This is a genomic window from Aquisalimonas lutea (genome assembly GCF_030409225.1).
Classification (GTDB): Bacteria; Pseudomonadota; Gammaproteobacteria; order Nitrococcales; family Aquisalimonadaceae; genus Aquisalimonas; species Aquisalimonas lutea.
Genome location: NZ_JAUFPK010000001.1, coordinates 1,684,036 through 1,710,255 on the forward strand (window position 1 = coordinate 1,684,036; position 26,220 = coordinate 1,710,255).

The 26,220-nt window shown below is 63.4% G+C and carries 29 protein-coding genes; 16 read left to right on the forward strand and 13 right to left on the reverse strand.

The features are described from left to right. Position 1 precedes the first annotated feature (1 nt). The 8 genes from QWY84_RS07870 to QWY84_RS07905 all read right to left on the reverse strand — a co-directional run bounded on the left by QWY84_RS07870 (position 2) and on the right by QWY84_RS07905 (position 8,604). On the reverse strand, positions 2–628 hold the full coding sequence (locus QWY84_RS07870) for a tetratricopeptide repeat protein (RefSeq protein ID WP_290202028.1): 627 nt from the start codon (positions 626–628) through the stop codon (positions 2–4). After that, the gene (locus QWY84_RS07875; RefSeq protein ID WP_290202029.1) at positions 625–1,083 is read right to left on the reverse strand and encodes a hypothetical protein; all 459 of its coding nucleotides are present in this window, start codon (positions 1,081–1,083) and stop codon (positions 625–627) included. The genes QWY84_RS07870 and QWY84_RS07875 overlap by 4 nt, the downstream gene beginning before the upstream one ends. A gap of 46 nt (positions 1,084–1,129) precedes the next feature. Beyond that, positions 1,130–1,618 carry an Hcp family type VI secretion system effector gene (locus QWY84_RS07880; RefSeq protein ID WP_290202030.1) on the reverse strand — a complete coding sequence of 163 codons (489 nt, stop codon included), beginning with the start codon at positions 1,616–1,618 and terminating at the stop codon, positions 1,130–1,132. A 382-nt stretch (positions 1,619–2,000) separates the two neighbouring features. After that, positions 2,001–3,659: a GMC family oxidoreductase gene (locus tag QWY84_RS07885; RefSeq protein WP_290202031.1), complete on the reverse strand. Its 1,659-nt coding sequence runs from the start codon at positions 3,657–3,659 to the stop codon at positions 2,001–2,003. Between the two features lie 118 nt (positions 3,660–3,777). Further along, positions 3,778–5,184 (reverse strand): aldehyde dehydrogenase family protein, encoded by a 1,407-nt coding sequence (locus QWY84_RS07890; RefSeq protein WP_290202032.1) that lies wholly within the window; start codon positions 5,182–5,184, stop codon positions 3,778–3,780. Between the two features lie 232 nt (positions 5,185–5,416). Continuing rightward, on the reverse strand, positions 5,417–6,376 hold the full coding sequence (locus tag QWY84_RS07895; protein ID WP_290202701.1) for a helix-turn-helix domain-containing protein: 960 nt from the start codon (positions 6,374–6,376) through the stop codon (positions 5,417–5,419). A 306-nt stretch (positions 6,377–6,682) separates the two neighbouring features. Continuing rightward, positions 6,683–7,342, reverse strand: a complete 660-nt coding sequence (locus tag QWY84_RS07900) for a Vgb family protein (RefSeq protein ID WP_290202033.1) — start codon at positions 7,340–7,342, stop codon at positions 6,683–6,685. A gap of 41 nt (positions 7,343–7,383) precedes the next feature. Next, positions 7,384–8,604 (reverse strand): hypothetical protein, encoded by a 1,221-nt coding sequence (locus tag QWY84_RS07905; RefSeq protein WP_290202034.1) that lies wholly within the window; start codon positions 8,602–8,604, stop codon positions 7,384–7,386. An 88-nt stretch (positions 8,605–8,692) separates the two neighbouring features. On the opposite strand from QWY84_RS07905, the gene QWY84_RS07910 reads away from it, so the two are divergent. The 12 genes from QWY84_RS07910 (at position 8,693) to QWY84_RS07965 (ending at position 17,646) form a co-directional block, all read left to right on the forward strand. Then, positions 8,693–9,460 carry a DUF899 domain-containing protein gene (locus QWY84_RS07910; RefSeq protein ID WP_290202035.1) on the forward strand — a complete coding sequence of 256 codons (768 nt, stop codon included), beginning with the start codon at positions 8,693–8,695 and terminating at the stop codon, positions 9,458–9,460. Positions 9,461–9,511: 51 nt separating this feature from the next. Beyond that, entirely contained in the window at positions 9,512–10,303 is a 792-nt protein-coding gene (locus QWY84_RS07915) for a DUF2182 domain-containing protein (RefSeq protein WP_290202036.1), read from the forward strand. A gap of 124 nt (positions 10,304–10,427) precedes the next feature. Then, positions 10,428–10,847 carry a VOC family protein gene (locus QWY84_RS07920; RefSeq protein WP_290202037.1) on the forward strand — a complete coding sequence of 140 codons (420 nt, stop codon included), beginning with the start codon at positions 10,428–10,430 and terminating at the stop codon, positions 10,845–10,847. 291 nt (positions 10,848–11,138) lie between these two features. Beyond that, complete coding sequence (locus QWY84_RS07925; protein WP_290202038.1) at positions 11,139–11,555, forward strand: VOC family protein; 417 nt, start codon at positions 11,139–11,141, stop codon at positions 11,553–11,555. Positions 11,556–11,623: 68 nt separating this feature from the next. Then, positions 11,624–11,965: a hypothetical protein gene (locus QWY84_RS07930; RefSeq protein WP_290202039.1), complete on the forward strand. Its 342-nt coding sequence runs from the start codon at positions 11,624–11,626 to the stop codon at positions 11,963–11,965. 88 nt (positions 11,966–12,053) lie between these two features. After that, positions 12,054–13,013: an NAD(P)-dependent alcohol dehydrogenase gene (locus QWY84_RS07935; RefSeq protein WP_290202040.1), complete on the forward strand. Its 960-nt coding sequence runs from the start codon at positions 12,054–12,056 to the stop codon at positions 13,011–13,013. A 143-nt stretch (positions 13,014–13,156) separates the two neighbouring features. Beyond that, positions 13,157–13,978: a 2-keto-4-pentenoate hydratase gene (locus QWY84_RS07940; RefSeq protein WP_290202041.1), complete on the forward strand. Its 822-nt coding sequence runs from the start codon at positions 13,157–13,159 to the stop codon at positions 13,976–13,978. Between the two features lie 203 nt (positions 13,979–14,181). Beyond that, complete coding sequence (locus QWY84_RS07945; protein WP_290202042.1) at positions 14,182–14,658, forward strand: AAC(3)-I family aminoglycoside N-acetyltransferase; 477 nt, start codon at positions 14,182–14,184, stop codon at positions 14,656–14,658. A gap of 155 nt (positions 14,659–14,813) precedes the next feature. Continuing rightward, positions 14,814–15,431: a DNA-3-methyladenine glycosylase I gene (locus QWY84_RS07950; protein WP_290202043.1), complete on the forward strand. Its 618-nt coding sequence runs from the start codon at positions 14,814–14,816 to the stop codon at positions 15,429–15,431. A 39-nt stretch (positions 15,432–15,470) separates the two neighbouring features. After that, on the forward strand, positions 15,471–16,625 hold the full coding sequence (locus QWY84_RS07955) for a glutathione S-transferase family protein (protein WP_290202044.1): 1,155 nt from the start codon (positions 15,471–15,473) through the stop codon (positions 16,623–16,625). 27 nt (positions 16,626–16,652) lie between these two features. Beyond that, a complete protein-coding gene (locus tag QWY84_RS07960; protein WP_290202045.1) occupies positions 16,653–17,411 on the forward strand; it encodes a class I SAM-dependent methyltransferase in 759 nt (252 codons plus the stop codon). A gap of 4 nt (positions 17,412–17,415) precedes the next feature. After that, on the forward strand, positions 17,416–17,646 hold the full coding sequence (locus QWY84_RS07965; RefSeq protein ID WP_290202046.1) for a hypothetical protein: 231 nt from the start codon (positions 17,416–17,418) through the stop codon (positions 17,644–17,646). 23 nt (positions 17,647–17,669) lie between these two features. Here the strand turns inward: QWY84_RS07965 and QWY84_RS07970 are convergent, their stop codons facing one another. Beyond that, positions 17,670–18,440, reverse strand: a complete 771-nt coding sequence (locus tag QWY84_RS07970) for an SDR family oxidoreductase (protein ID WP_290202047.1) — start codon at positions 18,438–18,440, stop codon at positions 17,670–17,672. Between the two features lie 70 nt (positions 18,441–18,510). Here QWY84_RS07970 and QWY84_RS07975 point away from each other — a divergent pair, with 70 nt between their 5' ends. Next, positions 18,511–18,660, forward strand: coding sequence for a hypothetical protein (locus QWY84_RS07975; RefSeq protein WP_290202048.1), 150 nt, complete (start codon positions 18,511–18,513; stop codon positions 18,658–18,660). Between the two features lie 29 nt (positions 18,661–18,689). Here the strand turns inward: QWY84_RS07975 and QWY84_RS07980 are convergent, their stop codons facing one another. After that, complete coding sequence (locus tag QWY84_RS07980) at positions 18,690–19,301, reverse strand: NAD(P)-dependent oxidoreductase (RefSeq protein ID WP_290202049.1); 612 nt, start codon at positions 19,299–19,301, stop codon at positions 18,690–18,692. Positions 19,302–19,453: 152 nt separating this feature from the next. Here QWY84_RS07980 and QWY84_RS07985 point away from each other — a divergent pair, with 152 nt between their 5' ends. Beyond that, positions 19,454–19,837 carry a winged helix-turn-helix transcriptional regulator gene (locus QWY84_RS07985; RefSeq protein WP_290202050.1) on the forward strand — a complete coding sequence of 128 codons (384 nt, stop codon included), beginning with the start codon at positions 19,454–19,456 and terminating at the stop codon, positions 19,835–19,837. Between the two features lie 370 nt (positions 19,838–20,207). Beyond that, positions 20,208–21,554: a nucleoside recognition domain-containing protein gene (locus QWY84_RS07990; protein WP_290202051.1), complete on the forward strand. Its 1,347-nt coding sequence runs from the start codon at positions 20,208–20,210 to the stop codon at positions 21,552–21,554. Positions 21,555–22,082: 528 nt separating this feature from the next. Here QWY84_RS07990 and QWY84_RS07995 read toward each other — a convergent pair. Together QWY84_RS07995 and QWY84_RS08000 are read right to left on the reverse strand one after the other, a co-directional pair. Then, positions 22,083–22,355, reverse strand: coding sequence for a hypothetical protein (locus QWY84_RS07995; protein WP_290202052.1), 273 nt, complete (start codon positions 22,353–22,355; stop codon positions 22,083–22,085). Between the two features lie 227 nt (positions 22,356–22,582). Next, on the reverse strand, positions 22,583–22,918 hold the full coding sequence (locus tag QWY84_RS08000) for an acyl carrier protein (protein ID WP_290202053.1): 336 nt from the start codon (positions 22,916–22,918) through the stop codon (positions 22,583–22,585). Positions 22,919–23,579: 661 nt separating this feature from the next. Between QWY84_RS08000 and QWY84_RS08005 the strand changes: the two genes are divergently transcribed. Next, entirely contained in the window at positions 23,580–24,116 is a 537-nt protein-coding gene (locus QWY84_RS08005; RefSeq protein ID WP_290202054.1) for a hypothetical protein, read from the forward strand. Between the two features lie 641 nt (positions 24,117–24,757). Here QWY84_RS08005 and QWY84_RS08010 read toward each other — a convergent pair. Further along, a complete protein-coding gene (locus QWY84_RS08010) occupies positions 24,758–26,206 on the reverse strand; it encodes an aldehyde dehydrogenase family protein (RefSeq protein ID WP_290202055.1) in 1,449 nt (482 codons plus the stop codon). Positions 26,207–26,220: the final 14 nt, after the last annotated feature.

Genomic DNA, 26,220 nt, shown 5'->3' on the forward strand with positions numbered 1-26,220 from the left:
GTCACTGCTGTTCAGCCGGGGATCCGATGCGGGTGAACTGATCAACGATTTCCTTACGGCTTGAGTTCGCAATCCAGTCGGTTAACCAGTTGGGGTCTTCTTTGGAGGCCGCGCTCCTTGCCTTGTGCTGTTCGAGCTGATCGCTGAGTCTCGGCGAGTCTGCAAGCTTCAATGCAACAAGATAGTTCAGGTCACGCTCAATCTGTGGTGTCTCGGGCGTCTCGTAGCGCTCCACGACATCGTGGTAGCAAGACAGGGGGACCGGGTTCTCTCGTTCAACGCGCTCGATCAACATGCATCGGTAGAGCTGGTCTGACGCCTGGCCACTGACCTCCGCGAGGCGGCGCGCGCGCCCAAGGGCCTCGCGGTCGCGTCCGGCGCGCACGAGAAGCCGAACTTGCGAGCGTAGCGACGGCACATGGTTAGAATCTATTCGCAAGGCCTCATCGAGCAACTCCAATGCTCGCTGGTGATCTTGAGCAGTCCCGGACCGTCCTAGCGCACTCTGGGCTCGCTCGTGTAATTCATCGGCGGTGGTGGGTGATTCAGATCCTTCGGTGCATGCGACCAATATGGCCAGCATCACCACCACGGCAATACCCGGTATCGTTCTTGGCAAGCTGATCACCGGTGCCTCCGAAGCTGTACATCGGCGGTGCCGGAACCTGGCATCGGTTGCACGATCCCGGCGCCGGTGTCGTAGAAATAGCCGCCTTCTATGACTATCGAGTACGCGATGTCTGGATGCGAGTTGGGTATTTTGACGGTAGCCGACCCAATAGGGGCCATGCTGTCGTCATCCCATGCTTGAGGTCCGGGCTTTGTCTCGAGTTGCACCGTCTGGACTCTATGTCCGTTGCTCTTGAGCATTGCTGTCGCATGGAAACGGATCGATCCCCCATGCTGTCGGGCGATAACTTGTGCAGGGGTGGTGCCCTTCGCCGATATATGGACAACTCCATTGCGCCGAACGGTCACGGTTCCGGATATTTCAAAGCTTCCGTGGATACCGGCGCCTTCGACCAGTAGGTAGGCCGGTTCCCGTATGCTGTAGTCATCCTGTTGGACTACGTTCGTTGGCATGCCGAATTCCTTTTCGGTTGTGAAAAAGTAGTATCTCCTTTGGGAGCTAAAGTTTCTGATTGGTGCTTGTGTCGAAGCCGACCGAGGCGCTTGCAAGCGCCTTTCCGCGATCGTCGTACGGCGTGTAACGGAGTTCCAAGCCTGTGAAACTGATCGTCAGCTCCTCGACAGGTCTGATGGCATCGTTCTTCGTTGCGGTGACTTCGTAATCGGAAATGATGGCGTTCTTGAGTACGTATTCGGCGAAGGTCTCTGCTCCCGATCCAACGCCAGTCTTGGTGAGTCGGATTAGAATTTCCTTGCCTGAACCGCAGCAGGCTTCAAGAAATAGCCTTGGCGTCGCGCTATCCATACGTCTAATAAGAAAGAGATCGGTGATCTCCGCATTGGCCGACTCGCGGTCGAAGGAAGTACCGGGAGGGGAGGTGATCCGGCGCGCGACACTCCATTCAAGGTAATCGATATTCAAGAACCCGACGTGGCTCATGTCGGCGGTTTCGCCTTGAATGCCGGGGAAACTCATGAAGATTGACATGATTAGCGTCCCTCCTTGGCAATCTGCTCGGCGCCGCAGACTCCTCCGGCGGCGAGATGAGTCCTTTCGTCCAGACATCCGATGTCGCGTCATGAGCCTATCGTACAGTCCTGACGTGCGGCAATCGGAACAAGGCAACTACAGTGACACTGGGGCTCGCATGTGGTTTGGGCTTATCGACCGCTGCGGCGATGGTTCTTTCGAACGTGCAGAGCGCAGACACGTAACCGGGCCATAAAGTTCGCGCACTTCGTGCGCCGGACGTCGTTTCACCGGGCTGCTTACCTCTTGCGGCCTACCTGGTAGCAGTGCCAGCCCGGTGATTTGGCCATCGCGACCGCATGTCGGTCGCGATGGCAATCCGTGTATCAGGGTTGCACTGCTAGCCGCGTGCTCTCTTGATCATATCGGCACCCTTTTCGGCAATCATGATGACAGGCGCATTGGTGTTGCCCGAGGTGACGAACGGCATGATGGAGGCATCCACCACACGCAAGCCATCTACGCCTCGGACCCTCAGCTCCTCGTCCACCACGGCCATGTCGTCGTTGCCCATCTTGCAGGTGCCGCACTGATGGTGGTAAGCGATCACTGCGCTGCGGGCGTACTCCGCCAGCTCCTCGTCACTTCGCTTGTCTGCACCTGGATAGACCTCTCGCCCCTTCCATTCCGATAGTGCCGCTTGGTCGGCGATTTCACGATTCCGACGAATGGACGTTACAAGCGTGCTGACGTCATAGTCCGTGGCAAGCAGATTCGGGTCGATATGCAGCGGATCCTCCGGGTCCGGGCCGGTCAACAGGATTTCACCACGACTTGTGGGGCGAATCCCGGCGGCATTCAGCGTGAACCCATGGGGTGACGCGGGCTCCTGACCCTCGATGTAGGTGGGAACGTGGAAGAAGAGTGGCTGCATGTCCGGCCCGGGTAGCGTTTCGTCAGTCTTCATGAAGGCATGGGCGTGGAGGACCTGGATCGCCATGTTGCTGGGCGGGGGGAATTCCTTGGCGCCCTCGAAAATGACGGGTAGCAGGGTATGGTCATGGAGGTTCTGGCCGACGCCGGGCAGGTCGCGGGCCACGTCGATGCCGTGCTCGCGCAAGTGATCCGCCGGTCCCACGCCGGAGAGCATCAGAATCCGTGGACTCTCGATGGCACCCCCTGCAAGGATGACCTCACGTTCGGCCCGCACGGTGCGCAGCTCACCCTCCTGTCGATAGGTCACGCCGGTGGCGCGGCCATTCTCGATGACCGTTTTGTGGACTCGAGCATTGGTAATGAGTGAAAGGTTGGGCCGGCGCAGCGCCGGATCCAGAAACGCGACGGCCGTGGAATGGCGCTCGCCGTTCTTGGTGTTGAGGTCCGTGAAGGCGACCCCCATCTGGGTTTCCGCATTGGTGTCCTCGTTATAGGGATGCCCGGCCTGCTGCGCTGCTTCCACAATCGCCGCCGTGACGGGATGGGGCTCGAACTCCGAGGTGACGTGCAACCTGCCGCCCGCGCCGTGATACGCGTTCTCGCCCTTGTCGAAATCCTCGGACTTCTTGAAGTACGGCAGGACCGACTCGTAGTCCCAGCCGGTGTTCCCGAGATCGGCCCATCCGTCATAGTCGGTGCGGTTGCCGCGGATGTAGATCATGCCGTTGAGCGAGGACGAGCCGCCCAGGACCTTTCCCCGGGGCCAGTGGATGCGCCGGCCGTGGGCGTGCTGCTGGGGTGCCGTCCGATAGTCCCAGTCATACTCGGTGTGCCAGAGCTCAAGCAGGCGCATCGGCGTCGAGATCTTCTCGCTGTTGTCCGGCCCACCCGCCTCGATGACGAGCACGGAGTAACCATCCTCGGACAGCCGGTCGGCCAGTACGCATCCCGCCGACCCTGCGCCACAGATGATGTAGTCGAAGCGGCGTTCGCCGGCATCGGCGGGATTGATGGAAGCACCCCACAGGCCGCCGCCAAGCATCAGCGTGCCCGATGCAACAGCCGTGTAGCCGAGAAAGCGACGACGGGTTATCCCGCCGGAATGACGGTGTTGATCGCTCATGGTCTCCTCCGGTTTTTCGGATATTATTGGTTATTACCGCCCGGCCAGGCGGTGATCCGGGCGTCAGCCCGGATGTGTGGATTGCCGGTTCAGGGACTGGTCTCTCTCCCCGGTGGGATCAGGAGAGAATCACTTGAATGTCCGTGTACTCGGCGAGCCCCTCTTCGCCGAACTCGACCCCGAGGCCTGACTGCTTGACGCCGCCGAACGGCGCGTTCGGCTGTATTGCCCCGTGCTTGTTGATCCACACGGAGCCGCACTCCATTCGCGCCGCCATGCGACGCGCTTCCTCGACATCGGCGCTCCAGATGGAGCCGCCGAGGCCATTGGGGCTGTCGTTTGCCGCGGCGATCGCTTGGTCGATATCGGTGTAGCGGATGACGGGCAGTACCGGCCCGAACTGCTCCTCGTCTACCAGCGGATCGCCCGCCCCGAGTCCCGCGATGATGGTGGGGGGGAAGAACAACCCGTCGCCCGCTTGGCCCCCGAGCAGCACCCGACCGCGCGTGCTGGCGTCCTGCACGAGACGCTGGACTTTGTCGAATTGCATCCGGTTCTGGATGGGGCCCAGGACGCTATTCTCGTCGAAGCCGTCTCCGACGGGGATGGTTCGGGCAACATCGACAAGCGCGTCGCAGACCCGGTCATGAATGCTGTCGTGCACGTACAGCCGCTTCATCGCCGCACAGGTCTGGCCGTTGTTGATGAATGCCCCCCAGAAAAGCCCTTCGGCGATGGCTTCCGGGTCGGCGTCCGGCAGCACGATCCCGGCGTCATTCCCGCCCATCTCCAGCGTGAGGCGCTTCATGGTGTCGGCCGCATTGCGCATCACGTGCTTGCCGGTCGAGCACGAGCCGGTGAAGACGATCTTGCGGATCTCCGGATGGCTGGACATGGCGGCCCCCAGGTTGGTGGCCTGGTCATCACTGGTGACGATGTTGACGGCGCCCGCGGGTAGCACCTCGTTCATTAGCTCCACCAGCCGCATCGCCGACAGGGGGGTATAGGGCGACGGCTTGATGACCACCGTATTGCCGGTGCGCAGGGCCGGCAGGATGTGCCAGACGGCGATCAGTACCGGGAAGTTCCAAGGGGTGATGGATCCGACCACGCCGAGCGGCCGGCGATGCAGCTCCACCCGCCCCTCGTCGTCGTCCTGGATGATGCGCGGCGGCAGCGTCAGGCCTGCGGTGTGCTCGGCCCACGCCGCTGCAGCGCCGACCTCCCATCGCGATCCCGGGCCGTTCAGCGGTTTCCCCTGTTCCGCGGTCACCAGTCGGGCAAGCTCCTCGGAATGCTCGTTGATCACGGCGGCCACCGCCTTGCAGGCCTCCTGCAACGAAGCATCGGAACGCTGCGACCAGTTCGTGAAGGCTGCACCGGCCGCGGCGACGGCCCGGTCAAGTTCGCTGTCGGTGGTATTCGGTGCGTAACCAACGATGCTGCCGTCCGATGGATTGGTGACAGCGAAGCGATCCGGTATCTCGACGGTAGAGCCATCGATGGTCAGGGCGGGACTGTACATGGCTGGTTCTCCTCCCATTGATTGGAATTGTCGGGATCATGGACTCAACCATAGGAGGGGAGAAGCGGCAGGTCTTGGCGCCGCGTGCCACCTGTTTTGGACATGGACGCCAGGGTTGGGCCGGACGCGTACCGTCGAGGAGCCTGCAACGCCGCAGCAACGCGCGTCCTTCTACGCAGGCTTGCTGCACCTACGGCGTTGTCGGGAGCCTGGTTTTCCTGTCCGTGGATTCTTAGCAGATGGGCGGCCGGCCGACCTTCCCGGGGGGAATCCCATACCGCTTTCGAAATGCGCGGTAAAAGTAAGACAGATCGTTGAATCCGGATGCATAGGCCACCGCGGCCACGCCGCCCGTCACGGTTGCCGCCCGTCCGGTAGCCAGGCGTGAATGGGCACGTTCGAGCCGGATGTCCAGGATCAACCGACGCGCTGTCTCTCCCAGCCGGCTCAGGTGGCGCTGCAACGTACGACGGGACGTGCCCATGACGGTAGCGAGCTGACAGAGATCGAAGTCCGGGTCATCGGCGTGTTCATGTACGACCGCGCGGACTCTGCCCAGGATGCGGTCATCCCGCCGATCGTCCGGAGAAGACTGTCGTTGACGCGCAAGGAAATAGGCACCGAGCAGATCCATGAACGTCTCGCCCAACGGCGCCGAGGCACCGTGGCTCTGCTCCTGCATGAGCTTTTTGAGCACGGCCTGCAACGCCTGGCGCAACGGATCATCCGTGTCGATGGCGACCCCGCCCGTGCATGCCCGGCCGAAGCGGTGGACGGCCTCGTCCCTGGGAATGTGCAGGGAAAGCTGCCGCATGCGCCGTCCAGAAGAGATGAACGCGGAGGGCCGCGCCGAGTCGACCAGGAACATGTCCCCGGGGCTCAACGGGCTAAGAGTGTCGCCCTGGCTAATGGTGGCGTGGCCTTCATCCTGGACAATCAGGAACAGGTGCTCCCCCGGGTCGCGACGGATCATCGACGCATCACGCGTGACCGATTGCGCGTCCAGCGACACCTTCGCAGCCTCAAAGCGCGATAGATACGCCCGAGATACGCCTCCCGCAATACGAGGCTGGCGCTGGTACGGCTCGACCAGGAAGCGGCCGCACACCTCCGTGAGGTCCGCGCGGAAATCCTCCACGGCCACGCTATTCCAGCAGGGCGTGCTCAGCGGAGTCCATGCATTCAGGCGCATCACCCGCAACCTCCCCGTCATCGTCCTTGCGAAGATACTTGCCCGGGCATCCATGCGGACGACTCATGTTTGCCCTTAAACATAGTCAGTTTCACGCTCAACGGTCAAAACCCGGGTGGGATCGCCTGCGAGAGCAGCGTCGTATCAAGGCCGATGAGGCCATCGCCCCCGACGAGGCGTCTCACGTCCTACGGGGTGGCGTTGCACATGCCGATCACCCTGGCACGGCCTTCGTGCGGGTCTCGCAGCAAGGCGCTTGAGTGCTCGCCAGACGGGGGATGTCCAGTCTCTTGGCTCCGGCGCTCCTCAGGAGCCGCTGCCGGTTGCGGAATCCCGTTGGGGCCTGCGGACGACCCGCACCTTGCCGCTGTTTCCGCCTCCGCAGAAGAAGCGGTCGACGCCGTCGGACTCGAGCCCGGAAACCCCCACGCCGGCCGGCATTTCGATGCTCTCCAGGACCTCTCCCGTTTGCGGATCGATGTGCCGCAATTCGCTTTCGTCATTCTCCCAGGTGCCGTGCCAGAGCTCTCCGTCGAGCCAGGTGACGCCGGTGACGAAGCGATTGCACTCGATGGTGCGAAGGATCTCTCCGGTTTCGGGATCGACCTGATGGATCTTCCGGTTCCGGTACTGGCCCACCCAAAGCGTCCCTTCGGCCCAGGTGAGCCCCGAGTTGCCGCCGTCGGGTGCCGTGATCGTGGCAAGCACGTCGCCGGTCTGCGGATCGATCTTCTGGATGCGATTGTCGGCGAGCTGGAACAGGTGCCGGCCGTCGTAGGCCGTTCCCGCATCGGCGGCGGCCTCGAACGAGCGCAGCGGTGTCTCCCCGCCGGCGGGATCGAGGGCGTGCAGCCGGTCTCCGGTGGAAAACCAGATGTTCTTTCCGTCGTACGTGAGGCCGTGGATGCTGTCCAGATCCGGGAAGGGGCCGTACTCGCGCTCGATTTCCGCGTTTGATTGTTTCATGTCTCCGTCCTGTCGGTGGCCGATGGCTTCATGCCTGCATCCTAGTCGACCGGCACGGGGCCGGGGAGTAACAAGGTTGTCGTGAACCCCGGCATAGGCGGGGTCATCCAGCGGCGCGCCCGGCCGCGGCCCCAGGATTGCACCTTGCCGTCTGCCGCCAGCGCGACGAGCGCCCGCTGCACGGTGCGCTGGCTCGTCCCGAGCGCGAGCGCGAGAGCGGAGGTGGACCACGATTCGCCGTCGGCGAGGAAGGCGAGCACTGAGGCATGCTTCTCCTCGACGGGCCGCGCCAGCACGAGTACCTCCTGCGCGTGATGCGGCGTCAGCACGAAACCCCGCCTGGTCGCGCGCACCCGGGCCAGCGGCTGCAGCGCCGTGCGCAGCCGGCCCATCTCGACGCGCAGTCGTGCGCGGTGCGATTCGTCGCTGAGCTTCAAGCGGAATGCGCGCGCGATCAGCGTTTCCCGGGGCACGTCGTCCGGCCATGCCTCGGCCAGCGCCCGCGCAAGCGCGAACAGCACCGGGCGCCTTGCCAGGGAAACCACGTTGTTCTCTTCCCGCACGACCAGGCGGCAGGCGTCCACGATCAGTGCCTTCGACGTCAGCAACTGTTCCACCTCCTCGAGCAGGAGGGGCCGTTCCCCGCCGTTGGCAACCAGGCGTGCGGCGGGGGTGTTCAGGACCTCGAATGCGCTTTCGACCTCGGCCGTCAGCGAAGGGATGCGCGCGTGCTGCGCCACACGCTCGGCCCGCGTGAGGGCGGCACGCGCGGCTCTCGTCCGGAGACGGCGCATGCCGATGCCCGCGGTCACCAGCTCGTGGACGGTTCGTGATGCGGGCGGCAGGGGCGCGGGGTTGAGCTCGGCGAGCCTGCGCTCGGCCGCGTCGATGTGGCCGATCAGCAGCAGGCGCCGGATCTCGAGATAGCGCGCATGCGCGGCGTTGAGCCGGTCGCCGTGCGCTTCGAGCGTTGCCTGTGCCGTGTCGAGCGCCTTCGCGGTCCAGCCCAGGTCGCGGGAGACCAGCGCGATCTCGGCCTCGGCGACGACGCAGCGCGCGCGGGCCACGGCTTCCCGCGGACCGAAGGCGCGCGCGGCGCGTCGCAGGAGGGTTCTCGCGCGATCGAGATCGCCGATCTGCGCCATCGCGATGCCGCGAAGCGCGAGCGCCGGTGCGTCGTCGCGCAGGGCGACCCGGTCCAGCGCCCGGAGGGGATCGCCGGCGGCGAGAGCCCGCGCCGCGGCGGTGATCAACGAGTCCACTGGAATCCCGTCACACTTGTCACTCCCACCCTGTGGCGCCCCGCGCCTAGTGTATCCCACGTCCGACAACCACCAGGAGGGAAGAGCGATGAGCAAGCACATGACGGCGACACGCGAACAGTGGCTGGCAGCACGGCTCGAGCTGCTCGAGGCGGAGAAGGAGCACACGCGGCGCAGCGACGAGCTGGCGCGGCGGCGGCAGGAGCTGCCGTGGGTGCGGATCGACAAGGACTATCGTTTCGAGACCGACGAGGGGAGCGCTTCGCTGGCGGACCTCTTCCAGGGGCGCTCGCAGCTGCTCGTCTACCATTTCATGTTCGGTCCCGACTACACGGCCGGGTGTCCGGCCTGCTCCGCCATCGCGGACGGCTTTGACGGCTTCGTGGTCCACCTCGCGCATCACGACGTCACGCTCTGCGCGGTGTCGCGCGCTCCGCTGGCGAAGCTGCAGGGCTTCAAGCGGCGGATGGGCTGGAGCTTTCCCTGGGCATCGTCGCTGGACAGCGACTTCAACTTCGACTTCCAGGCGGCGTACACCGAGCAGGAGCAGCGCGCCGGACTGGAATACAACTACCGGCGCGAGGAGCCTGCCGTCCCCATGCCGTCGCGCTCGACAGCCGACGGCGCCCCCACATTCGCGGACATGTGCGGAACCGACATGGCCACCTACACCCGCGAGCGGCCGGGCATGAGCACGTTCGTGCTCGACGACGGCGTCGTCTACCACGCCTATTCCACCTATGCGCGCGGGCTGGACGCCGTCTGGGGCATGTACCAGTGGCTCGACCGCGCCCCCCTGGGGCGCAACGAGACGGGCGCCTGGTGGCGCCGCCACGACGAGTACGGCCAGGGCTGAGCCGGGTCACCGGGCATCGTTGCCGCAATTGCGGGCCGGGAGGTCGCAGGCATGTCTTTCACAAGAGGTTCCGATCCGGTGTTCCTCGGTATCGCGGCGCTGCTGTTCGCCGTCAGCGTTGCGGCGACGGTCGCCTGGTGCGGGTCCATGGCGGGGATGGGCGGGATGCCGATGCCCGGCGGCTGGACCATGTCCATGACGTGGATGCGGATGCCGGGCCAGACCTGGCCCGGTGCCGCGGCGTCGTTTCTCGGCATGTGGGTCGTGATGATGGCGGCGATGATGCTGCCGTCCCTGGTCCCGATGCTGTGGCGCTACCGCCGGGCCGTCGGCAGGGCAGGCGAGGTACACCCGGGTCGATTGACCGCGCTCGCGGGCGTGGGATACTTCTTCGTGTGGACCGTGTTCGGCCTGATCGCCTTTCCGGTGGGCGTGGCGCTGGCGACGGCCGGGATGCAGTGGCCGTCGCTGGCGCGCGCTGTTCCGATGGCGGTGGGCGGGGTCGTCCTGCTCGCCGGCGCGCTGCAGTTCAGCGCGTGGAAGGCACGGCATCTTGCCCGCTGCCGGGAGGCGCCGGAGTGTGCGTGCGCGTTGCCGGCAGATGCCGCAACGGCCTGGCGACACGGGCTGCGCCTCGGCCTTCACTGCAGCTACTGCTGTTCCGGGCTGATGGCGATCCTGCTGGCCATCGGCGTCATGGATCTGCGCGCGATGGCCGTGGTGGCGGCAGCCATCACCGTCGAGCGTCTGGCACCGGCCGGCGAGCGTGTCGCCCGAGTCACCGGGATGGTCGCTGTCGGCGCGGGGTTGTTCCTGATCGCGCGGGCAGCCGGTGTCGGATGACGCAGGGGGCACTGGCTAGGTGGGGGAGTTTTCCGCCGCCGTCGAGATCAGCCTCGTCCGCGCGACGAATTGATGGACAGCGGCTACGGCTGCGACTGTTCCGCCAACCCGGAGGAGGCGAACCATGGCTCAAATGATCTTCGTGAACCTGCCCGTGACCGATCTGGGCGCGTCGATGGCTTTCTACGAGGCCCTCGGCTTCAGGAACAATCCGCAGTTCACCGACGACACGGCTGCGTGCATGGTCTGGAGCGAGGCGATCAACGTCATGCTGCTCACCCATGCCAAGTGGCGTACCTTCACCAGTCGGCCGATTCCGCCCGCGACGTCCAGTGAAGTGATGCTCGCCATATCCTGCGACAGCCGGAATGCCGTGGACGCCATGAACGAGGCGGCGGCCTCGAACGGCGGTACCGCGGATATCAATCCTGTCCACGACCTCGGCTTCATGTACAACCGCAACCTTGCCGATCCCGACGGCCACGTCTGGGAGGCCATGTGGATGGATCCGGCGGCCATGCCCCGTGACAACGGACAGAATTGATCGCCCCGCCTTGCGGACGATATTCCTGCCCCACTCCGTCTGGATCACGATGCACGCTTCTCTTCGAGCAGGCCCTTTGCCGGGCCCGCTGGCGCCGGGCACGGGGGCCTTTACACGCTCGCGTTTTGGCATCGGCAGCGTGGGGACCGCAGGAGGAAAAGAAGGGGCGTGATTTTCTGTGGCGGCCGACGGCTACGGTGGCTGGTTATATGCAGGGCCTGAACGTAGCATTGTAGCCGACGGTTCCGCCGCGGCTGCGCTTGTGCGCCATGCATCGAATGAGGTGACGGCATGAAACCACGGATCAGTATGCTGACACTGGGTGTCAGGAATCTGGATGAGTCGATTCGCTTTTATGAGCAGGGACTTGGCTTGCCGAGAATGGAGTCGCCGCCGGAGGTTGCGTTCTTCACGCTTAATGGAACCTGGCTGGGGCTGTATGGCCGCGAGTCGCTGGCTGAAGATGCGGGTATATCCGCGGACGGGACCGGATTTGCGGGTATTGCGATTGCTCACAACGTCGCCTCGGAAGAGGAGGTGGACAAGCTGATCGAACAGGCCGTCGCGGCAGGTGCGGAGCTGGTGAAGCCGGCCCAGAAAGCATTCTGGGGCGGGTATTCAGGGTATTTCGCTGATCCAGACGGTTACCTGTGGGAGGTCGCGCACAATCCCCTGTTCTGGGTCGGGCCGAAGGATGAAGATACATAACGACGCCCTACGGCCGACGCTCGTACCTCGTGCGGGTGATAGCGGGCGCAATTTGTTGAGGATGTCCTGTGAAAACACTCTCTGAAAAAATGGCCTGGGTGGAAGAGGGCGAAACACGGCGATGGAAGCGCGTCGTAAACTGTGTGGAACTCCTCTTTTTCGCTCTAGCGCAGGCAGCGGTCGTGTCTGTCCTGTACGTCTACGGCGACGGTTCTCACCTGCAGCCCGTATTCATGTTGTTTTCCGGCTTGATGGGCGTTGTCTCGGCGGCCTTGATTCCCTCGTTCTATCGAGGCGGAAGCTTTAGCCGGTGGCACGGCTCATTGGTGACACTGGGGCTCGCATGTGGTCTGGGTCTATCGACAGCTGCGGCGATGGTTCTTTTGAATGCGCAGAGCGCAGGCACATGACCGGGCCGTAAAGTTCGCGCACGTCGCGCGCCGGACCTTGTTTCACCGGACCGCTTATGGCTGGTGTTAGGCACCTTTTCGGGAAAACATGATGAAGGCTCTTGTGTACAGGCGGTTCGGGGCGGCGGACGTGCTGGAGTGGGTCGATGATTGGCCATATCCCGAGCTTTCCGGAGACACGGTACTGGTCGAAACGGTGGCGGGCAGCGTCAACCCCAAGGATGTGTTGATGCGGACGGGGAAATTCAGGCGCACTCTTGCGAGGGACCCACTTCCTCGTGCTTCTGGACTGGACGTATCGGGCCGGGTTGTAGCGGTCGGAGAAAGGGTTTCCGGGTTTTCTGTCGGTGATGCCGTCTTCGGGATGACGAACCACTTCTCAGGCGGGGTCCATGTTGAGGTCGCGCGATTTCAGCAAGGCGAAATTCAACATGCACCGGAAAACGTTTCACTTGAAGCGGCATCGGCCGTTCCACTCGCGGCGCAGACAGCGTTGCAGGCTCTCCGTGATTGTTGCGCCGTGACTAAAGGCCAGCGAGTACTGATTAACGGTGCCAGCGGCGGTGTTGGGCACTTTGCGGTTCAGATCGCAAGAGCTATGGGGCTGGAGACGCATGCCGTTTGTGGCCCAAGCAATGTTGATTTCGTTAAGTCTTTAGGCGCGGATGCCGTCTATGACTATACCAATACACCGGCAGTGGAAGTGAGATCACGATTTGACGCGGTGTTCGATGTGTTCGGGAAATTCACCGGATCGATGTTTTCCGACCAGCTCGAACGGGGTGGCGTGTATGTCAGCACTGTTCCAAAAATCCCAACCCTAGGTGGGGAGCTGGTTGCTCGCTTGGGTGTAAAAACTTCCAGCCGGCTGGTCCAGGTGCAGTCCAACTCTCAGGATTTACTGCAGATAAAGACGTGGATCGAGCAAGGTTTGCTGCAACCCCATGTACAGAGATCGTTTCCCGTGGAAGATGCGGCGCAAGCCCACAGGCAGATTGAGTCGAAGCGCACCGTAGGCAAGGTTTGTATCGCCTTGGGTGCTGCGTAAGAGTCCAGCGCACCACGGTGCGGTACGTGACCGTTCTTCCGCTGCGCTCCATAGCGGCAGGCAAGCTTCGTCGTTACTGAGGCTGTGATGCACATAGCTGGGCCGGACTGGAAAGCATTCAAGAAGATCGGAAAGAGATCCCCATGCCCACACCACCTGATCTTGCCGCCCTGGCGCAGGAAATGAAGACGGCACAGGATTCTGCGCAGCAGATCCAGCCTTTCACGGAGCGTGTGCGGGGCTTCGATCTCTCTGCCGCCTATGAGGTCGCGCACCTCGTTCACCGTAAAAGGCAGGAAGAAGGCGCCACGCCCGTCGGCCGCAAGATCGGATTCACGAATCCCGGCATGTGGGGCAAATACGGCGTATGCGAGCCGATCTGGGGGTATATCTACGACACAACGGCCGTGCAGCTGGACGGCACGCGGGCGACCTGCGCGATCGGCGGTTACGCTGAGCCGAAGATCGAGCCCGAGATCGTTTTCCGCTTGCGGACGGCCCCTCCCGCCGATGCCCGGCTCGTCGACGTCGTGGACGCAATTGAATGGGTGGCGCACGGATTCGAAATCGTGCAGTCGCACTTCCCGGGCTGGAGATTCCAGGCGCCGGACGCGGTCTCCGACGGGTCGCTCCATGGGGCGCTGCTGATCGGTCCACTGCGGGCCGTGTCCGAGCTCGGAAGGGATCCCGTTGCCGCGCTGGAGTCCTTCTCCCTGGCCTTGTCATGCAACGATCGAATCGTTGAAACCGGCAAGGGCACGAACGTCCTCGGCAGTCCACTCGCCGCCGTGGTTCATTTGTCGTCGGTGCTGGCCAGGCAACCGGGATACCCACCTCTGCAAGCGGGCGATATCGTGACCACCGGCACGATCACGATGGCGCAGTCGGTTCGTGCGGGAGAAACGTGGCGATCCGAGATTCAAGGCGTCGGGCTCGACGGCCTTGCGGTGGAATTCGCGCTATGAAAGGAACATAGGGGTGCGGTCGCCCGCAAGGTACGTCCTGCCCCTGTCGATAGCGATTCGCACCCTGCGCGGGCGGAGCGCGCCATGCACGCCGTGCTGCAGATGGAAAAGCTCGATATCAGCGCCCTGCAGGCCGCCGCGGACGGCGCTTGGTCCCGCCTCTGCAGAGGTGTTTGCTCAGCACTCCGGGAATTGACGGAACCATGGCAGTCGACATACGGCAACTTGCTGCGGATGATGTCGTACTGATGCGGGCGCTGTTGGCGACCTTCGGCGCCGTATTTCACGACGAGAGCACGTATATCGCGAGCCAGCCCGGTGACGGCTACCTGAGCCGGCTTCTCGGCGGTGAGTCGTTCATTGCCCTGGTGGCTCTCGATGACGGCGTTGTGGTCGGCGGTATCGCGGCCTATGAGCTCAGGAAGTTCGAGCAGGAGCGCAGCGAGGTCTATATTTACGATCTGGCGGTCGCGGAGGCGCACCGGCGCCGGGGGATTGCAACGGCCCTGATCCGGAAGCTCGCGGCGCTGGCGGCGGGCCGGGGGGCGCATACGGTGTTCGTGCAGGCGGACACGGGGCCGGAGGACGCCGCGGCCCGCGCGCTCTACAGCAAGCTGGGCCGGCGGGAGCGCGTGCTCCATTTCGATATCCCGGTGGATGCGGAAGACGGCGATGCCTGAGCGTCTCCCCGCGGGGGGCGGCTGGCCACAGGGCCTGGGGTATCAGGGGAAGTACGGCAGGGGCCGGTGAGGGCGTGAGCCTCGCCGGAAAGGGGATTGCGTGGTCATGCGCGCGGAAGTAGTGCGGCCTGGCCGATACGAGGGGGATGCCGACCATGAGCAAGACCATCCAGGGGCCGGACGGCGAACCGCGCTGCGTGTGGTGCGGCGGCGCGGGGGAGATGCTCGATTACCACGACAGCGAGTGGGGGTTTCCGGTCCGTGATGACCACCGCCTGTTCGAGAAGCTGAGCCTGGAGGGTTTCCAGTCCGGCCTCAGCTGGCGCACCATTCTCGCCAAACGGGAGAACTTCCGCGCCGCCTTCCATGGCTTCGATTTCGATCGGGTTGCGGGTTTCACCCAGCATGATGTCGAGCGCCTGCTGAACGACGCGGGCATCGTGCGCCATCGCGGCAAGATCGAGGCGGTGATCAACAACGCGCAACGGGCCCGGGAGATGGTCGAGCGGGAAGGCTCACTGGCCCGTTACATGTGGCGCTACGAGCCGGACGAGGCGCAGCTCGCGGAGCCGCAGACGGCGTCCACCTCGGCGGAGTCCGTGGCGCTTTCCCGGGATCTCAAGAAGCGCGGCTGGAAGTTCGTCGGCCCCACCACCGTGTACGCCTTCATGCAGGCCATGGGGCTGATCAACGACCATGCCGAAGGCTGCGTGGTCCGAAGCCGGGTCGCGCAGGCGCGCGACGCGTTCCAGCGGCCCGGCGCCGCTGCTTGATACCGATTTCTCGTCAGGAATGAAGCAAGGAACCCACGGATGACAGACAGCACTGCCCCCGAAACGCCCGATCACGGATCCGTTCCCGTCCTCTACGGCGTCCCGCACTCCCTCTACACCGGCATCGCCCGCTGCTACCTGCGTACCCAGGGCATCGGCTACGTCGAGCGCACCACTGCCCACCCGGCGTATACGGACCGCATCATGCCGGCGATCAAGCGCGGCATCATCCCGGTGGTAGAGACGCCGGACGGGACGATCATCCAGGACAGTCTGGACATCATCGACCACTTCGAGGCGCAGGGCGTGCCGTATTCCGCCTATCCGGCGGGCCCGCTGCAGCGGGTGCTGGGGGTGATCCTCCAGTACTACGGCATGCAGGGCATGCTGCGCCACGCCATGCATTACCGCTGGAGCTATCGCGAGCAGCAGGAGGCCTTCCTGCGTAGCGCCTTTAGCAGTCGCGCCCCGGACGGGCGCGGCGAGAAGGTGATGGCGCGCATGAGCAGCTACCTGCCGCGCCTGGGCGTGACCGAGGCCACCATCCCCGCCATCGAGCAGTCCTACGGGGAGGTGCTCGCCATCCTGAACAGGCATTTCGCCGAGCATCCGTACGTCTTCGGCGGCCGGCCCACCATCGCCGATTACGGCCTCATCGGCCCGCTGTTCGCGCACCTGGGGCGGGATCCGGTGCCCGCCGGCATCATGAAGACGAACGCGCCGTGGGTGTTCCGCTGGGTGGAGCGCATGACCGCGCCGGGGCTGGATGCCCCCGAGTTCCCGGAGTACGACGGCGATCTCATGGCCGGGGACGCGGTGCCGGAGACGCTCGTGCCGCTGCTCGGCCACATGGCCGGGGAGATGTTCCCGGAGCTCACGGACAAGCTGGCCTTCATGGACGCGCTCATCGAGCAGCGCCAGCCCGCCGACGGCACGCCCGTGTCGGAGAAGCCGCATCAGCGCGCCGTGGGGATCGTGGACACGCACTTCCGCGGCGTGCCGGTGCAGGCCGGCGTGGAGCCGTATCTCGTCTACGTGCTCCGGCGTGCCGACCGCGCCCTGGCCGCGTGCACGGCGGAAGAGCGCGACCGGGTGCTGGCGTTTCTCGGGGAGGTCGGCCTGGAGCAGGCCCTGCCCGGCGACCGCGGCTACTCCGTGGACCGGCGGGATCACGTCGAGGTGTGGCAGCGGTAGGACAGCCGCTGAAGGAGCAAGCGATCGATGGCTCACGAGGGGCAGACATGGGAACCGGCCCGGTATGCGCGCGAGGCCCGGTTCGTATCGGATCTCGGCAACCCGGTGGTCGAGCTGCTGGCGCCGCGCGCCGGCGAGCGGATCCTGGACCTGGGTTGCGGTGACGGCGCACTGACCCGGGTCATTGCCGATGCCGGCTGTGGGGTGCTCGGTGTCGACGCCAGCCCGGAGATGGTCGCCGCCGCCAGGGAGCAGGGGCTTGAGGCAAGGGTGGTCGACGGCGAGGACCTGCCGTTCGACGGTGACTTCGACGCGGTTTTCTCCAACGCGGCATTGCACTGGATGACCCGGCCCGACCGGGTTCTCTCCGGTGTCCGGCACAGCCTGAGACCGGGAGGGCGCTTCGTCGGCGAGCTCGGCGGTCACGGCAATGTCGCCGCCATTGTGGATGCCCTGGCAGCAGCCCTGGACGAGCGCGGGATCGACGCCGCGGCGTTGAATCCCTGGTTCTTTCCCGATGCCGAGCAGTACCGGCTCCTGCTGGAACGCCACGGGTTCGAGGTCTCGGCCATCGAGCTCTTCTCGCGGCCCACCCCGCTGCCCGGCGACGTCATCGGCTGGCTGGAGACGTTCGCCGATGCGTTCGTCGCGGCACTGCCTGCGCAGGACCGGCGGGAGTTCCTGGTCGATGTTGCCGAGCGCTGCCGGCCCGTTCTGTGTGACGACTCCGGGCAGTGGGTCGCGGACTATGTGCGCCTGCGTTTCGCCGCACACAGGAAGGAGTAGGAGATTGGCCACGTATAGCGCAGCGCGCGGTTCAGAAGCGATCGTTTGCTGGATCCTGATCGTGGCGAGCCTGGCGATCGGATTGCTGGCGGTCATCACCTGGGCGGGCCGCTCCGTCGGCGGATTTCCCTTCCTCGAAGTCCTTCTCCCGGTGCTCGCGATTGCGGGTAGCATCGCACGCCTGCGGGGGTGGGCTCCGCCGCCGAAGGGCATTGGCGGGGGCGGAGGGCCGTAGGTCGGCTCCACCCCCTCCCCCGATCAGGTTCGAGTGATCGACACCCCGCCATCGACGAGCAGCGCGGTGCCCGTGATGAAGCTCGACGCATCGGATGCCAGGTGGAGCGCCGATTGCGCGATCTCCTCGGGTCGTGCCAGGCGCTTCAGCCCGTGCAGGCCTTCGATGAACGCCCGGGTTCCCTCGGCCGCTCCCGGCAGGTTGGCGTGATTGGCGGGTGTATCGGTACCCCCCGGCAGGATCGCGTTGGCGCGGATGCCCTGCGCCCCGAACTCCGCGGCCAGCACCTGCGTCAGGCCGACGATGCCCGCCTTGGCGGCGGCATACGCGCCCGTGCCGGGGAAGCCGACGGTGTGGCCGACAAAGCTCGAGGTGAACACGATGGAGCCGCCGCCGTGGGCGAGCATGGCGGGTACCTGGTGCTTGGCGCCGAGGAAGGCGCTGGTCAGGTTGGTATCGATGGTGTCGTGCCAGGTGGCGAGTGACAGCTCCGGCACCGGCCCCATGTCACCGGTCGCCCCGGCGTTGTTGAAGGCGATATCGAGCCGGCCGAACCGGCTCACGGCCGTGTCGACCAGCGCTTCCGCCAGCGACTCCTCGCGGATGTCACCGGCAACCGCGACGGCCCGGCCGCCGATTTCCTCGATCTCGGCGACCAGCGTATCCAGCTCCGCCTGACGGCGCGCGGTCACGACCAGCTTCGCGCCTTCCTGCGCGAACAGCAAAGCGGCGGCCCGGCCGATGCCGGAGCTGGCCCCGGTGATGATGGCGATCTTGTCGTTCAATGCGTTCATTGTTGCGTCCTCCTTCTCCGATGGTGTCGGAGAAAGGTAGCGACGCGGGCCGACGGGGGAACTCCGGATCTTGCTTGCCAATTTCATCGAGCGTCTCGCCGCCGCGCCGGCCTACCACCGCCGCGATGCGCTGGCACACCTCAGCGCGTGGCTGGTCGTTCACTGCAAGCTACGGCACGTGCTCCGGGGCGTTGAGGTTCTCCCGCAGGAGCTCCCGTAACACAGGAGCTCCCGTAACGGTTGTGTCGATCAATAGCCGACGGTAAAGCGCTGACGCACGTGCCTGGGGGTCTCGAGCTCATCCACCAGCGCGATGGCGTAGTCTTCAAAGGAGATGCTGGAGCCCTCGTCATGGGTTAGCAGCCTATCCTGCCCGAGACGGAACGTTCCGGTACGCTCGCCGGGCACGAATTCTGCCGAAGGCGACAGGAACGTCCAGTCGAGATCGTCGACACCGCGCAGGAAGTCCAGGAACTCACCGCCGGCGTGCGCTTCAGGCTTGTAGGCCTCGGGAAAACCCGGCTGATCGATGACTTTCTCGCCGGGCGCCACCTCGAGGCTGCCCGCCCCGCCCACCACCAGATAGCGTGCCACCCCGGCATTACGCACGGCCCCCACGAGCGTTCCAGCATCGCTTGCTGTAAAGGGCACGGCACTGATGACCGCGTCATGCCCCTTGAGCAACGCCCCCAGCGCCTGCCGGTCATTGGCGTCGGCCTGTCTCGGTGTAACCCCGGGCAGCGAGGCAATTTTGTCCGTGTGGCGTGCAATGGCGGTCACCTGGTGTCCCCGGTCGGACAGTTCGGCAAGAATACGCGAGCCTGCATTGCCCGATGCTCCGATGAGTGCAACGTTTGCCATGAGGAAATCTCCTTGAGTTCATTTTTGGCACATGGTCTAAAAAGCAGACCATGGGATAAACTTATGGGAGTTCCGCGAACGGCACAAGAAGTCATCTTTACCTGACACGGTCACACTGATGTGATCACTGGACCACGATTGATGGAGAGATCATGACAACGATGTCGGATGGCGAAGAGATCGTCTTTGAGCAACCCTGCCCCATTCGTGATGTGCTCGACCGGATTGGCGATCAGTGGAGCCTGCTGATTCTGGAAGCTCTGGCTCCCGGCACGCTGCGCTTTAATGCCCTGATGCGGGAGATCGGTGATGTCTCGAAGCAGATGCTCTCCCGTACGCTCAAGCAGCTGGAGCAGGACGGTTTCATCACGCGCACGCTCTACCCCGAGGTTCCCCCGCGTGTGGAATATACCCTGACCCCGCTGGGGCGTTCCTTTCTCGAGCCGATGCGACAGCTTGTGGCCTGGGCGGATGCGCATCACGGCGCCATTGTGGCCGCTCGCGCCCGGTATCAGGCCAGACAGGAGCAAACCTGATACCCGAGCCGAGCTCGGGCGAATCCATCGCTTGCGCGCAGCGTCTGAGCGTTGGCCCAACGGTCCGAGGGGCGCACCATATATCGACGTCGACCATCGGGGTTGGATACGACCGCCGTAGCATGTCCGATCGAGATGCCACGGCCGTGAGAGCCAGATACAGGATGAAAGTCTTCGCACTGGTCCTACCCGGCTGCGATGCGGAGCTGCCTTCTACACCGCGTTCAGCTCCGTGCAGACGAATTTTCGAAAGTCGTGCTCTCGAATGAGGACACATGGAGTGCAGATGCGGCGGGAGGCACTGCACATTTGACCGCGCGGGCCCGAGACCGGATCCTTAGCCGCCTGTCCCACGGGAGCGGTCTCGGCCATGAATATCGTCTTCCTGCTGATCGTGCTGGTGGCGTTCCTGACGGCGGCCTGGCACCAGATCCAGTACGCCCCTCCACAGGGTGGTGGAGGTGATGGCGCTGCCGCGCCCATGGCGGCAGTCTCCGAGGCGGTGGTGGAGTCCGCCGGCGGCGCGGTGGAGCTGGCCATCGGGCTCATCGGCGTGATGACCCTGTTCCTGGGGCTCATGAAGGTCGCCGAGGCCGGCGGTATGCTCACCGTGCTGGCGCGCCTGATCCGGCCGCTCATGACGCGGTTGTTCCCGGACGTGCCGCCGGATCATCCGGCCATGGGGTCCATGATTCTCAATATGTCCGCCAACGCCATGGGGCTGGGCAACGCCGCCACCCCCTTCGGCGTCCGCGCGATGCAGGAGCTGGACCGGCTCAATCCGCACAAGGGCACGGCGACCAACAGCATGGCCCTGTTCCTCGCCATCAATACCTCCAGTGTCACGTTGCTGCCCACCGGCGTGATTGCACTGCGCGCCTCGGCCGGATCGGCGGAGCCGGCGGCGATTCTGCCGTCGACGCTGTTCGCCACGGCCTGCGCCACCGTGGTTGCGGTCGTCGCCACCAAGACCTATCAGCGCTTCAGCCCTGCGCCGCTGCCGGACGCGCAGCCGGCGCCCGCGGCGGAGGACGAGCCGGCTGCGGCGACGGGCGGCCACGGTGAGCCGGAGGATCCGCACGGGCATCTGGCGGATGCCGTCGCCGGATCGGCGACGGGCTACCCGGTGTGGGTGTCGTACACCTTCCTCGCCGGCCTGCTCGGCCTGATTCCCCTGAGCATCGCCTACGGACGTGTCATCGCGCCGTGGATCATCCCGGGGCTCATCGTGTTCTTTCTGCTCTACGGCGCCGTCCGCCGGGTGCGCGTCTACGAGGTGTTCGTCGAGGGCGCCCGCGAGGGCTTCCAGGTGGCCGTTCGCATTATTCCGTATCTGGTGGGCATTCTCGTGGCCGTGGGGATGTTCCGGGCGAGCGGCGCCATGGAGGCCCTGGTGCAATGGGTGGGGGCGTACACCGAGCACCTGGGCATGCCGGCGGAGGCTCTGCCCATGGCGCTGTTGCGCCCCCTGTCCGGGTCCGGCGCCTACGGCGTCATGGCCTCGATCATCAATGATCCCGCCGTGGGGCCGGACAGCTACACCGGCTTGCTGGTGACCACGCTCCAAGGGTCCACGGAGACCACGTTCTATGTCCTGGCGGTGTACTTCGGGGCGGTGCAGGTCCGGCGCATCCGGCACACCCTGGCCGGGGCGCTCACCGCGGATCTCGCCGGCATCATCGCCGCAGTGGCCGTGTGCCTGTACCTGTTCGCATGAGCCACCGGCGTGCTCAGCACGGAACCCCGCCTTGGAGCGCCGGCCCCATCGGCGCTCCATCTCTTGACCACGATCCGGACAGCGGACGTTCTCGAGATGTCGGAACAAACCGAAGTCTAGGCGCTTCGTTTCGCCGGGCCGCGTCCAGTGCGGGCGTGGTCCGCGAGAAACTGGCTTTGCCTGCCCAGCGCGGCGATTACTGAACGAACACCATCCAACTGACGATGAAGACTAGGACACCGATCAAAATCGCGGCCCACATCGGTACACCCGAAGACTGTGCCAGCCATCCTTGTGGGTGCCCACAATCTGGACAGGTCTTTGCCTGAGGACTTAACGGCTTTGAACAGTTTTTGCAGGCCGCTTCGTTAGTCACTCATCCTCCTTCACTGGTCTGTCTAGGCGAGCCGAGTCTATAGATACTTCAGCATCTGAACCGTGTGACCAACTTCGATTTTCCCCTTTGGAGATTGAAAATCGGGCGGCGAATGTCCGATGCGCAGGGCATGCCCATTCTGCTGCGCAGGCTTACATGCGGTCGCATCGAACCATGGTGCGCTCTGCCGCCACGTAAAGGTCAAGTCGGCTATCGGTCACCGAGCGGATCTCGGTTGACACGGCTATCCCAGTAGTCTGATTGACCGAACGATGTATCTCCGCCTGCTCTGCGCTAGACATCTGCGATATATCTAAGGGCGTCCCGTTCGCCGCCATGCCCATGACGGAAACCCGTTGCAGTTCCTCGATGAGGTTGCCGTCCTCCACTTTCCAAGTGCCGCTCGATATCATCTCAATCGACATGGAGAGCCCCTGCTGCGGCATAGTCGCTACAGTTTGGGCCGTGGCTCGTCCATCGGGCATGTATTGCACTCTCATGTGGGCTTTGCCCGCGGGTATTGTAGCTGTCGCGGGCACCCGCATGTTGCATTCCCAAGTGCCCCTGACGGCGTAGGCGAACTTATCGTCTGCCGAATCGCAACCGGAGAGAAATGTAATCAGGAGAACGAGTCCGGAGGCTCTGAACATTATCAATCACCACAAAGCCACATATTGGCGAGGCCGACGCAGCGCCCGACATGGTGCCCTTCGAAGCTGACATCGGCGGCGTTCGCGACGAAGTAGTCCGTATACCTGACCTGAAGACGGTCCCTGATCCGCGACTCGCAGGAATCCGCGGCCGTCCGGCACTTCAACTCTGCAATCTCGCGTGCCAGCCGGCTGTTGCCAAATTCGCCGCTCTGACCGAAAGCCAACTCAACGGAATCTCCATATAAATCATCGAAGGTCGAATGATGAGGCTTCGATCCTACGGCCGTTCCGGCAATGATGCACGCTATTAGGAAAAAGTACTGAAAATGAGACATGCCTGCCAAATTCAGAAAGGATAGTTTGATTGTTATTATAGCTGGGGCGGGCAAGAAAGCCAGGTGGAGCATTGTTGAGCGGGTTCACGGAAGGCGCATAGTCAGCAAGCATCGACAGTGCTAGGGCCGTCCACACTACCACTGATTCCGAAGATGTCTTCGGGATCAGATTGGGCCTTTGTCTCGACCAGAAGACTGTCAAGCAGCAGTGTACGGAAGTATGTGTAGAATCTCGGGTGAGCTAGATTTCCCCGGGGGGCAGGCAGAAAGCAGCCTGTGAGCTATGATCAAGATAGGCTATCAGTTAGCAGGGTTTTAACCCTTTTGGCAGAAACTTAATGAGAGCGTCGAGGCGCTGCAAGCCGACTTCGACGATTGGCTCGTACACTACAACACCGAGCAACGGCGTCTGGGTTGCCGAAACCAGGGGTGGCCACCGTGGCAGTCTGTTCAGCAGTTCTTCAAACCATCAACCTAGGTGTCCGCCTAAGAGGTTGAGAGGACAGGTTACGGATTCGGGCTGGTCGTATTGCATGGAGGTACTTTTTCAGCGAAAGAGACCTATACTTCCCATGCTGAAGGCAAACTAAGGAACCCCTCCTCATGCAACTTAGAGCCGCAGCTATCTTTGGGCTCATCATCGCTTCTGCTGTGATGCTCGGTGGATGCATCCAATCTAGGGGGGGCTGTTCTCTCTGACAATGAACTTGCAACACCGCTCCCCACAGAAGTTCGTCTAGTCGAGATCAACGCCTCTGGAAATCCACGTCGCCATATGCTCGGTGTTTACGAAAGTGGATTATCGCTTACAGGCAATGTCTACACTGGCTTAATCGAAGGCCAAGATGGCGACTATTTTGACCGCTTTGGGGCTGTCCCCTTTGGCCCTTCGGGCCAATACCTAATCCAAGTTCGAAAGAAGGAAACGGAGAATTATATTTATCTTATTGGCATCCTAGAAAGAAACGACGTATTGAACATCTACTACATCAAGTCGGCAACGCGATTTCGTGACCGGATGTCAGCGCTAGGTTTGCCGAGTACGGTAACGAGTCGTTCCGAACTCGAAACCGCCGTTTTGGAGGCAATCGAGAGTAATTATTATCAAATTTGGAAGCGATATCGGGTTTTTGACATGAATGGTGATCGCCGCGCTTATGCCGATTTTCGCGACTGCGTATTAAACTGCTATCGGTAGTCAGTTCACTCAAAAGAGTTCTACGTGTTGGAAACCTATACAGCACGCAGTACAACGGCGCGTGAGGACTATCATGATATGGTTGTTGAGCAATGCCAACCAATCAATCATTTCGCGGCGTGTCTTTGTAGCGTCAGGTGAAGAGCGGACGCTCCGCGATGGCAAGGCAAGGTCTGCTCCGGGCCGATCGCATTCGGGACGGATGGCGATGGCTCCGTTCGTATTCGTGCTGCGCTCTCCGGTTTGTTTTTCACTAAGCTGCACTTATGGCCGCGTTCCGGTCTTTCCCGTTTCGGCTGCACCTACGCCGGCCCATGTTGGTCTTCTGAACCGCACGGCGCAGGACGCGGCGACAATGCTATCCGTTATTGTCGGCGAGGATGACCGTGATCCTTTCTGTGTTCGAGGTCCCGTACCTGAATTTGAGAAGGCCTGTGACTCGGTCGCCAACCCGTTGCGGATAGCCTGGAGCCCTGCACTCGGCGGTAAAGCCCCGGCTTTCGAGCGCTAGAGTATTGGAGTGCCGTTGCACGCAATAGCGTATTCCGCATCGAAGCGGGACGTTCATAGATTCCGTGGGCGGTACACTACAGCATAGGTCGGAGCAGATGGAGGACGTCCACCCGTTGCAGGACTGAGGCTCACTCCGGACGCACGTAGGACGTCTTCAAGCTCGTATAGAACTCCACCGCGTGGCGCCCCTGCTCACGTGGTCCGTAACTGGAGTCCTTCATTCCGCCAAACGGGACATGATAGTCGAGCCCAGCCGTAGGTAGATTGACCATGGTCAACCCGGATTGGGCATTCCGGCGAAAATCGCTCGCATACTTGAGGCTCGTCGTGCAGATGCCGGCGGTTAATCCGTACTGGGTATCATTGGCAATGTCCAGCGCTTCCGCGTAATTGGCTACACGGATGACGGCAGCGATTGGGCCAAAGATTTCCTCCCGAGCGATGCGCATCCGGCTGTTCACATCCGTGAACAATGCAGGCTGTAGGTAATGTCCGGGAGGAGTGCGTTCGATTGTCTGGCCTCCCCAGTGAAGGGTTGCGCCTTCGGACTGGCCGATCTGAATGTACTCAAAGTCTTTCTGTAGCTGGCTTTGGTCGACGACTGGACCGATATCCGTCCCTTCCTTGAGCGCGTCGTCGACGGTCAGCCCGTCGAGCCGACGGGTCAGGGCGTCGATGAACGTATCGTAGATACCGTCGGTGACGATGAGACGGGACGACGCCGTGCATCTCTGGCCTGTCGAGAAGAACGAACCGTTGACCGCGCACTCCACGGCCGTATCAAGATCGGCATCGTCGAGCACCACCAGCGGGTTCTTGCCGCCCATTTCGAGCTGCATCTTCTTCATGGGACGGCTTGCCACGCACGCTGCTGCAACGGTCTGACCTGTAGCAACGGACCCAGTGAAAGTAATTGCCGCAATATCGGGGTGGTCCGCCATCGCGCTCCCGACCACGGAGCCCTGGCCCATGACTAGATTCAGTACACCCGCCGGGAGCCCTGCGCGGTGCAGCACCTCGGTCAGCGCCCAGGCTGATGCAGGGACGAGCTCCGCAGGTTTGAAGACCACGGTGTTGCCGCACGCCAGGGCCGGTGCGATCTTCCATGCCGGAATGGCCGTCGGGAAGTTCCACGGTGTGATGACCCCGACTACGCCCAGAGGCTCACGGGTCACCTCGACGGATACGCCAGGCCTTACGGAAGGGATGAGCTCACCACCGAGTCGCAGGCATTCGCCGGCGAAAAAGGACAAGACCTGCCCAGCACGCGTTACCTCGGCGATGCCCTCGGGCCGCGTCTTGCCTTCCTCGCGGGAGAGGAGGGTGCCAAGCTCGTTCTTGCGTGACACCAGTTCATCGGATGCGCGCTGAAGGATCCCGTGACGCTCGGCGGGCGTCGTCCGCGCCCATGCGGGGAACGCCTCGCGTGCGGCCGTTGCGGCGGCATCCACGTCCTGTCGCGATGCCTGGGCGAACTCCCCGATGACGTCATCGGTGTTGGACGGGTTGATGTTGGCCGTGGCCTCTTGCGAGTCCATCTTCTCGCCGCCGATCAGGTTGGGATACCGGTCCGCCATTGACTTAACCTCTC

What these genes read in the sequence shown, in the direction of transcription:
- QWY84_RS07940 (WP_290202041.1), top strand. Translation starts at nt 13,157, where the DNA reads ATGCCCACACCACCTGATCTTGCCGCCCTGGCGCAGGAAATGAAGACG.
- QWY84_RS07925 (WP_290202038.1), top strand. Translation starts at nt 11,139, where the DNA reads ATGAAACCACGGATCAGTATGCTGACACTGGGTGTCAGGAATCTGGAT.
- QWY84_RS07980 (WP_290202049.1), bottom strand. Translation starts at nt 19,301, where the DNA reads ATGGCAAACGTTGCACTCATCGGAGCATCGGGCAATGCAGGCTCGCGT.
- QWY84_RS07895 (WP_290202701.1), bottom strand. Translation starts at nt 6,376, where the DNA reads ATGCGCCTGAATGCATGGACTCCGCTGAGCACGCCCTGCTGGAATAGC.
- QWY84_RS08000 (WP_290202053.1), bottom strand. Translation starts at nt 22,918, where the DNA reads ATGTCTCATTTTCAGTACTTTTTCCTAATAGCGTGCATCATTGCCGGA.
- QWY84_RS07950 (WP_290202043.1), top strand. Translation starts at nt 14,814, where the DNA reads ATGAGCAAGACCATCCAGGGGCCGGACGGCGAACCGCGCTGCGTGTGG.
- QWY84_RS07935 (WP_290202040.1), top strand. Translation starts at nt 12,054, where the DNA reads ATGATGAAGGCTCTTGTGTACAGGCGGTTCGGGGCGGCGGACGTGCTG.
- QWY84_RS07945 (WP_290202042.1), top strand. Translation starts at nt 14,182, where the DNA reads ATGGCAGTCGACATACGGCAACTTGCTGCGGATGATGTCGTACTGATG.
- QWY84_RS07985 (WP_290202050.1), top strand. Translation starts at nt 19,454, where the DNA reads ATGACAACGATGTCGGATGGCGAAGAGATCGTCTTTGAGCAACCCTGC.
- QWY84_RS07970 (WP_290202047.1), bottom strand. Translation starts at nt 18,440, where the DNA reads ATGAACGCATTGAACGACAAGATCGCCATCATCACCGGGGCCAGCTCC.
- QWY84_RS07920 (WP_290202037.1), top strand. Translation starts at nt 10,428, where the DNA reads ATGGCTCAAATGATCTTCGTGAACCTGCCCGTGACCGATCTGGGCGCG.
- QWY84_RS07900 (WP_290202033.1), bottom strand. Translation starts at nt 7,342, where the DNA reads ATGAAACAATCAAACGCGGAAATCGAGCGCGAGTACGGCCCCTTCCCG.
- QWY84_RS07955 (WP_290202044.1), top strand. Translation starts at nt 15,471, where the DNA reads ATGACAGACAGCACTGCCCCCGAAACGCCCGATCACGGATCCGTTCCC.
- QWY84_RS07885 (WP_290202031.1), bottom strand. Translation starts at nt 3,659, where the DNA reads ATGAGCGATCAACACCGTCATTCCGGCGGGATAACCCGTCGTCGCTTT.
- QWY84_RS07990 (WP_290202051.1), top strand. Translation starts at nt 20,208, where the DNA reads ATGAATATCGTCTTCCTGCTGATCGTGCTGGTGGCGTTCCTGACGGCG.
- QWY84_RS07910 (WP_290202035.1), top strand. Translation starts at nt 8,693, where the DNA reads ATGAGCAAGCACATGACGGCGACACGCGAACAGTGGCTGGCAGCACGG.
- QWY84_RS07995 (WP_290202052.1), bottom strand. Translation starts at nt 22,355, where the DNA reads ATGTCGATTGAGATGATATCGAGCGGCACTTGGAAAGTGGAGGACGGC.
- QWY84_RS07875 (WP_290202029.1), bottom strand. Translation starts at nt 1,083, where the DNA reads ATGCCAACGAACGTAGTCCAACAGGATGACTACAGCATACGGGAACCG.
- QWY84_RS08010 (WP_290202055.1), bottom strand. Translation starts at nt 26,206, where the DNA reads ATGGCGGACCGGTATCCCAACCTGATCGGCGGCGAGAAGATGGACTCG.
- QWY84_RS07915 (WP_290202036.1), top strand. Translation starts at nt 9,512, where the DNA reads ATGTCTTTCACAAGAGGTTCCGATCCGGTGTTCCTCGGTATCGCGGCG.
- QWY84_RS07960 (WP_290202045.1), top strand. Translation starts at nt 16,653, where the DNA reads ATGGCTCACGAGGGGCAGACATGGGAACCGGCCCGGTATGCGCGCGAG.
- QWY84_RS07880 (WP_290202030.1), bottom strand. Translation starts at nt 1,618, where the DNA reads ATGTCAATCTTCATGAGTTTCCCCGGCATTCAAGGCGAAACCGCCGAC.
- QWY84_RS07890 (WP_290202032.1), bottom strand. Translation starts at nt 5,184, where the DNA reads ATGTACAGTCCCGCCCTGACCATCGATGGCTCTACCGTCGAGATACCG.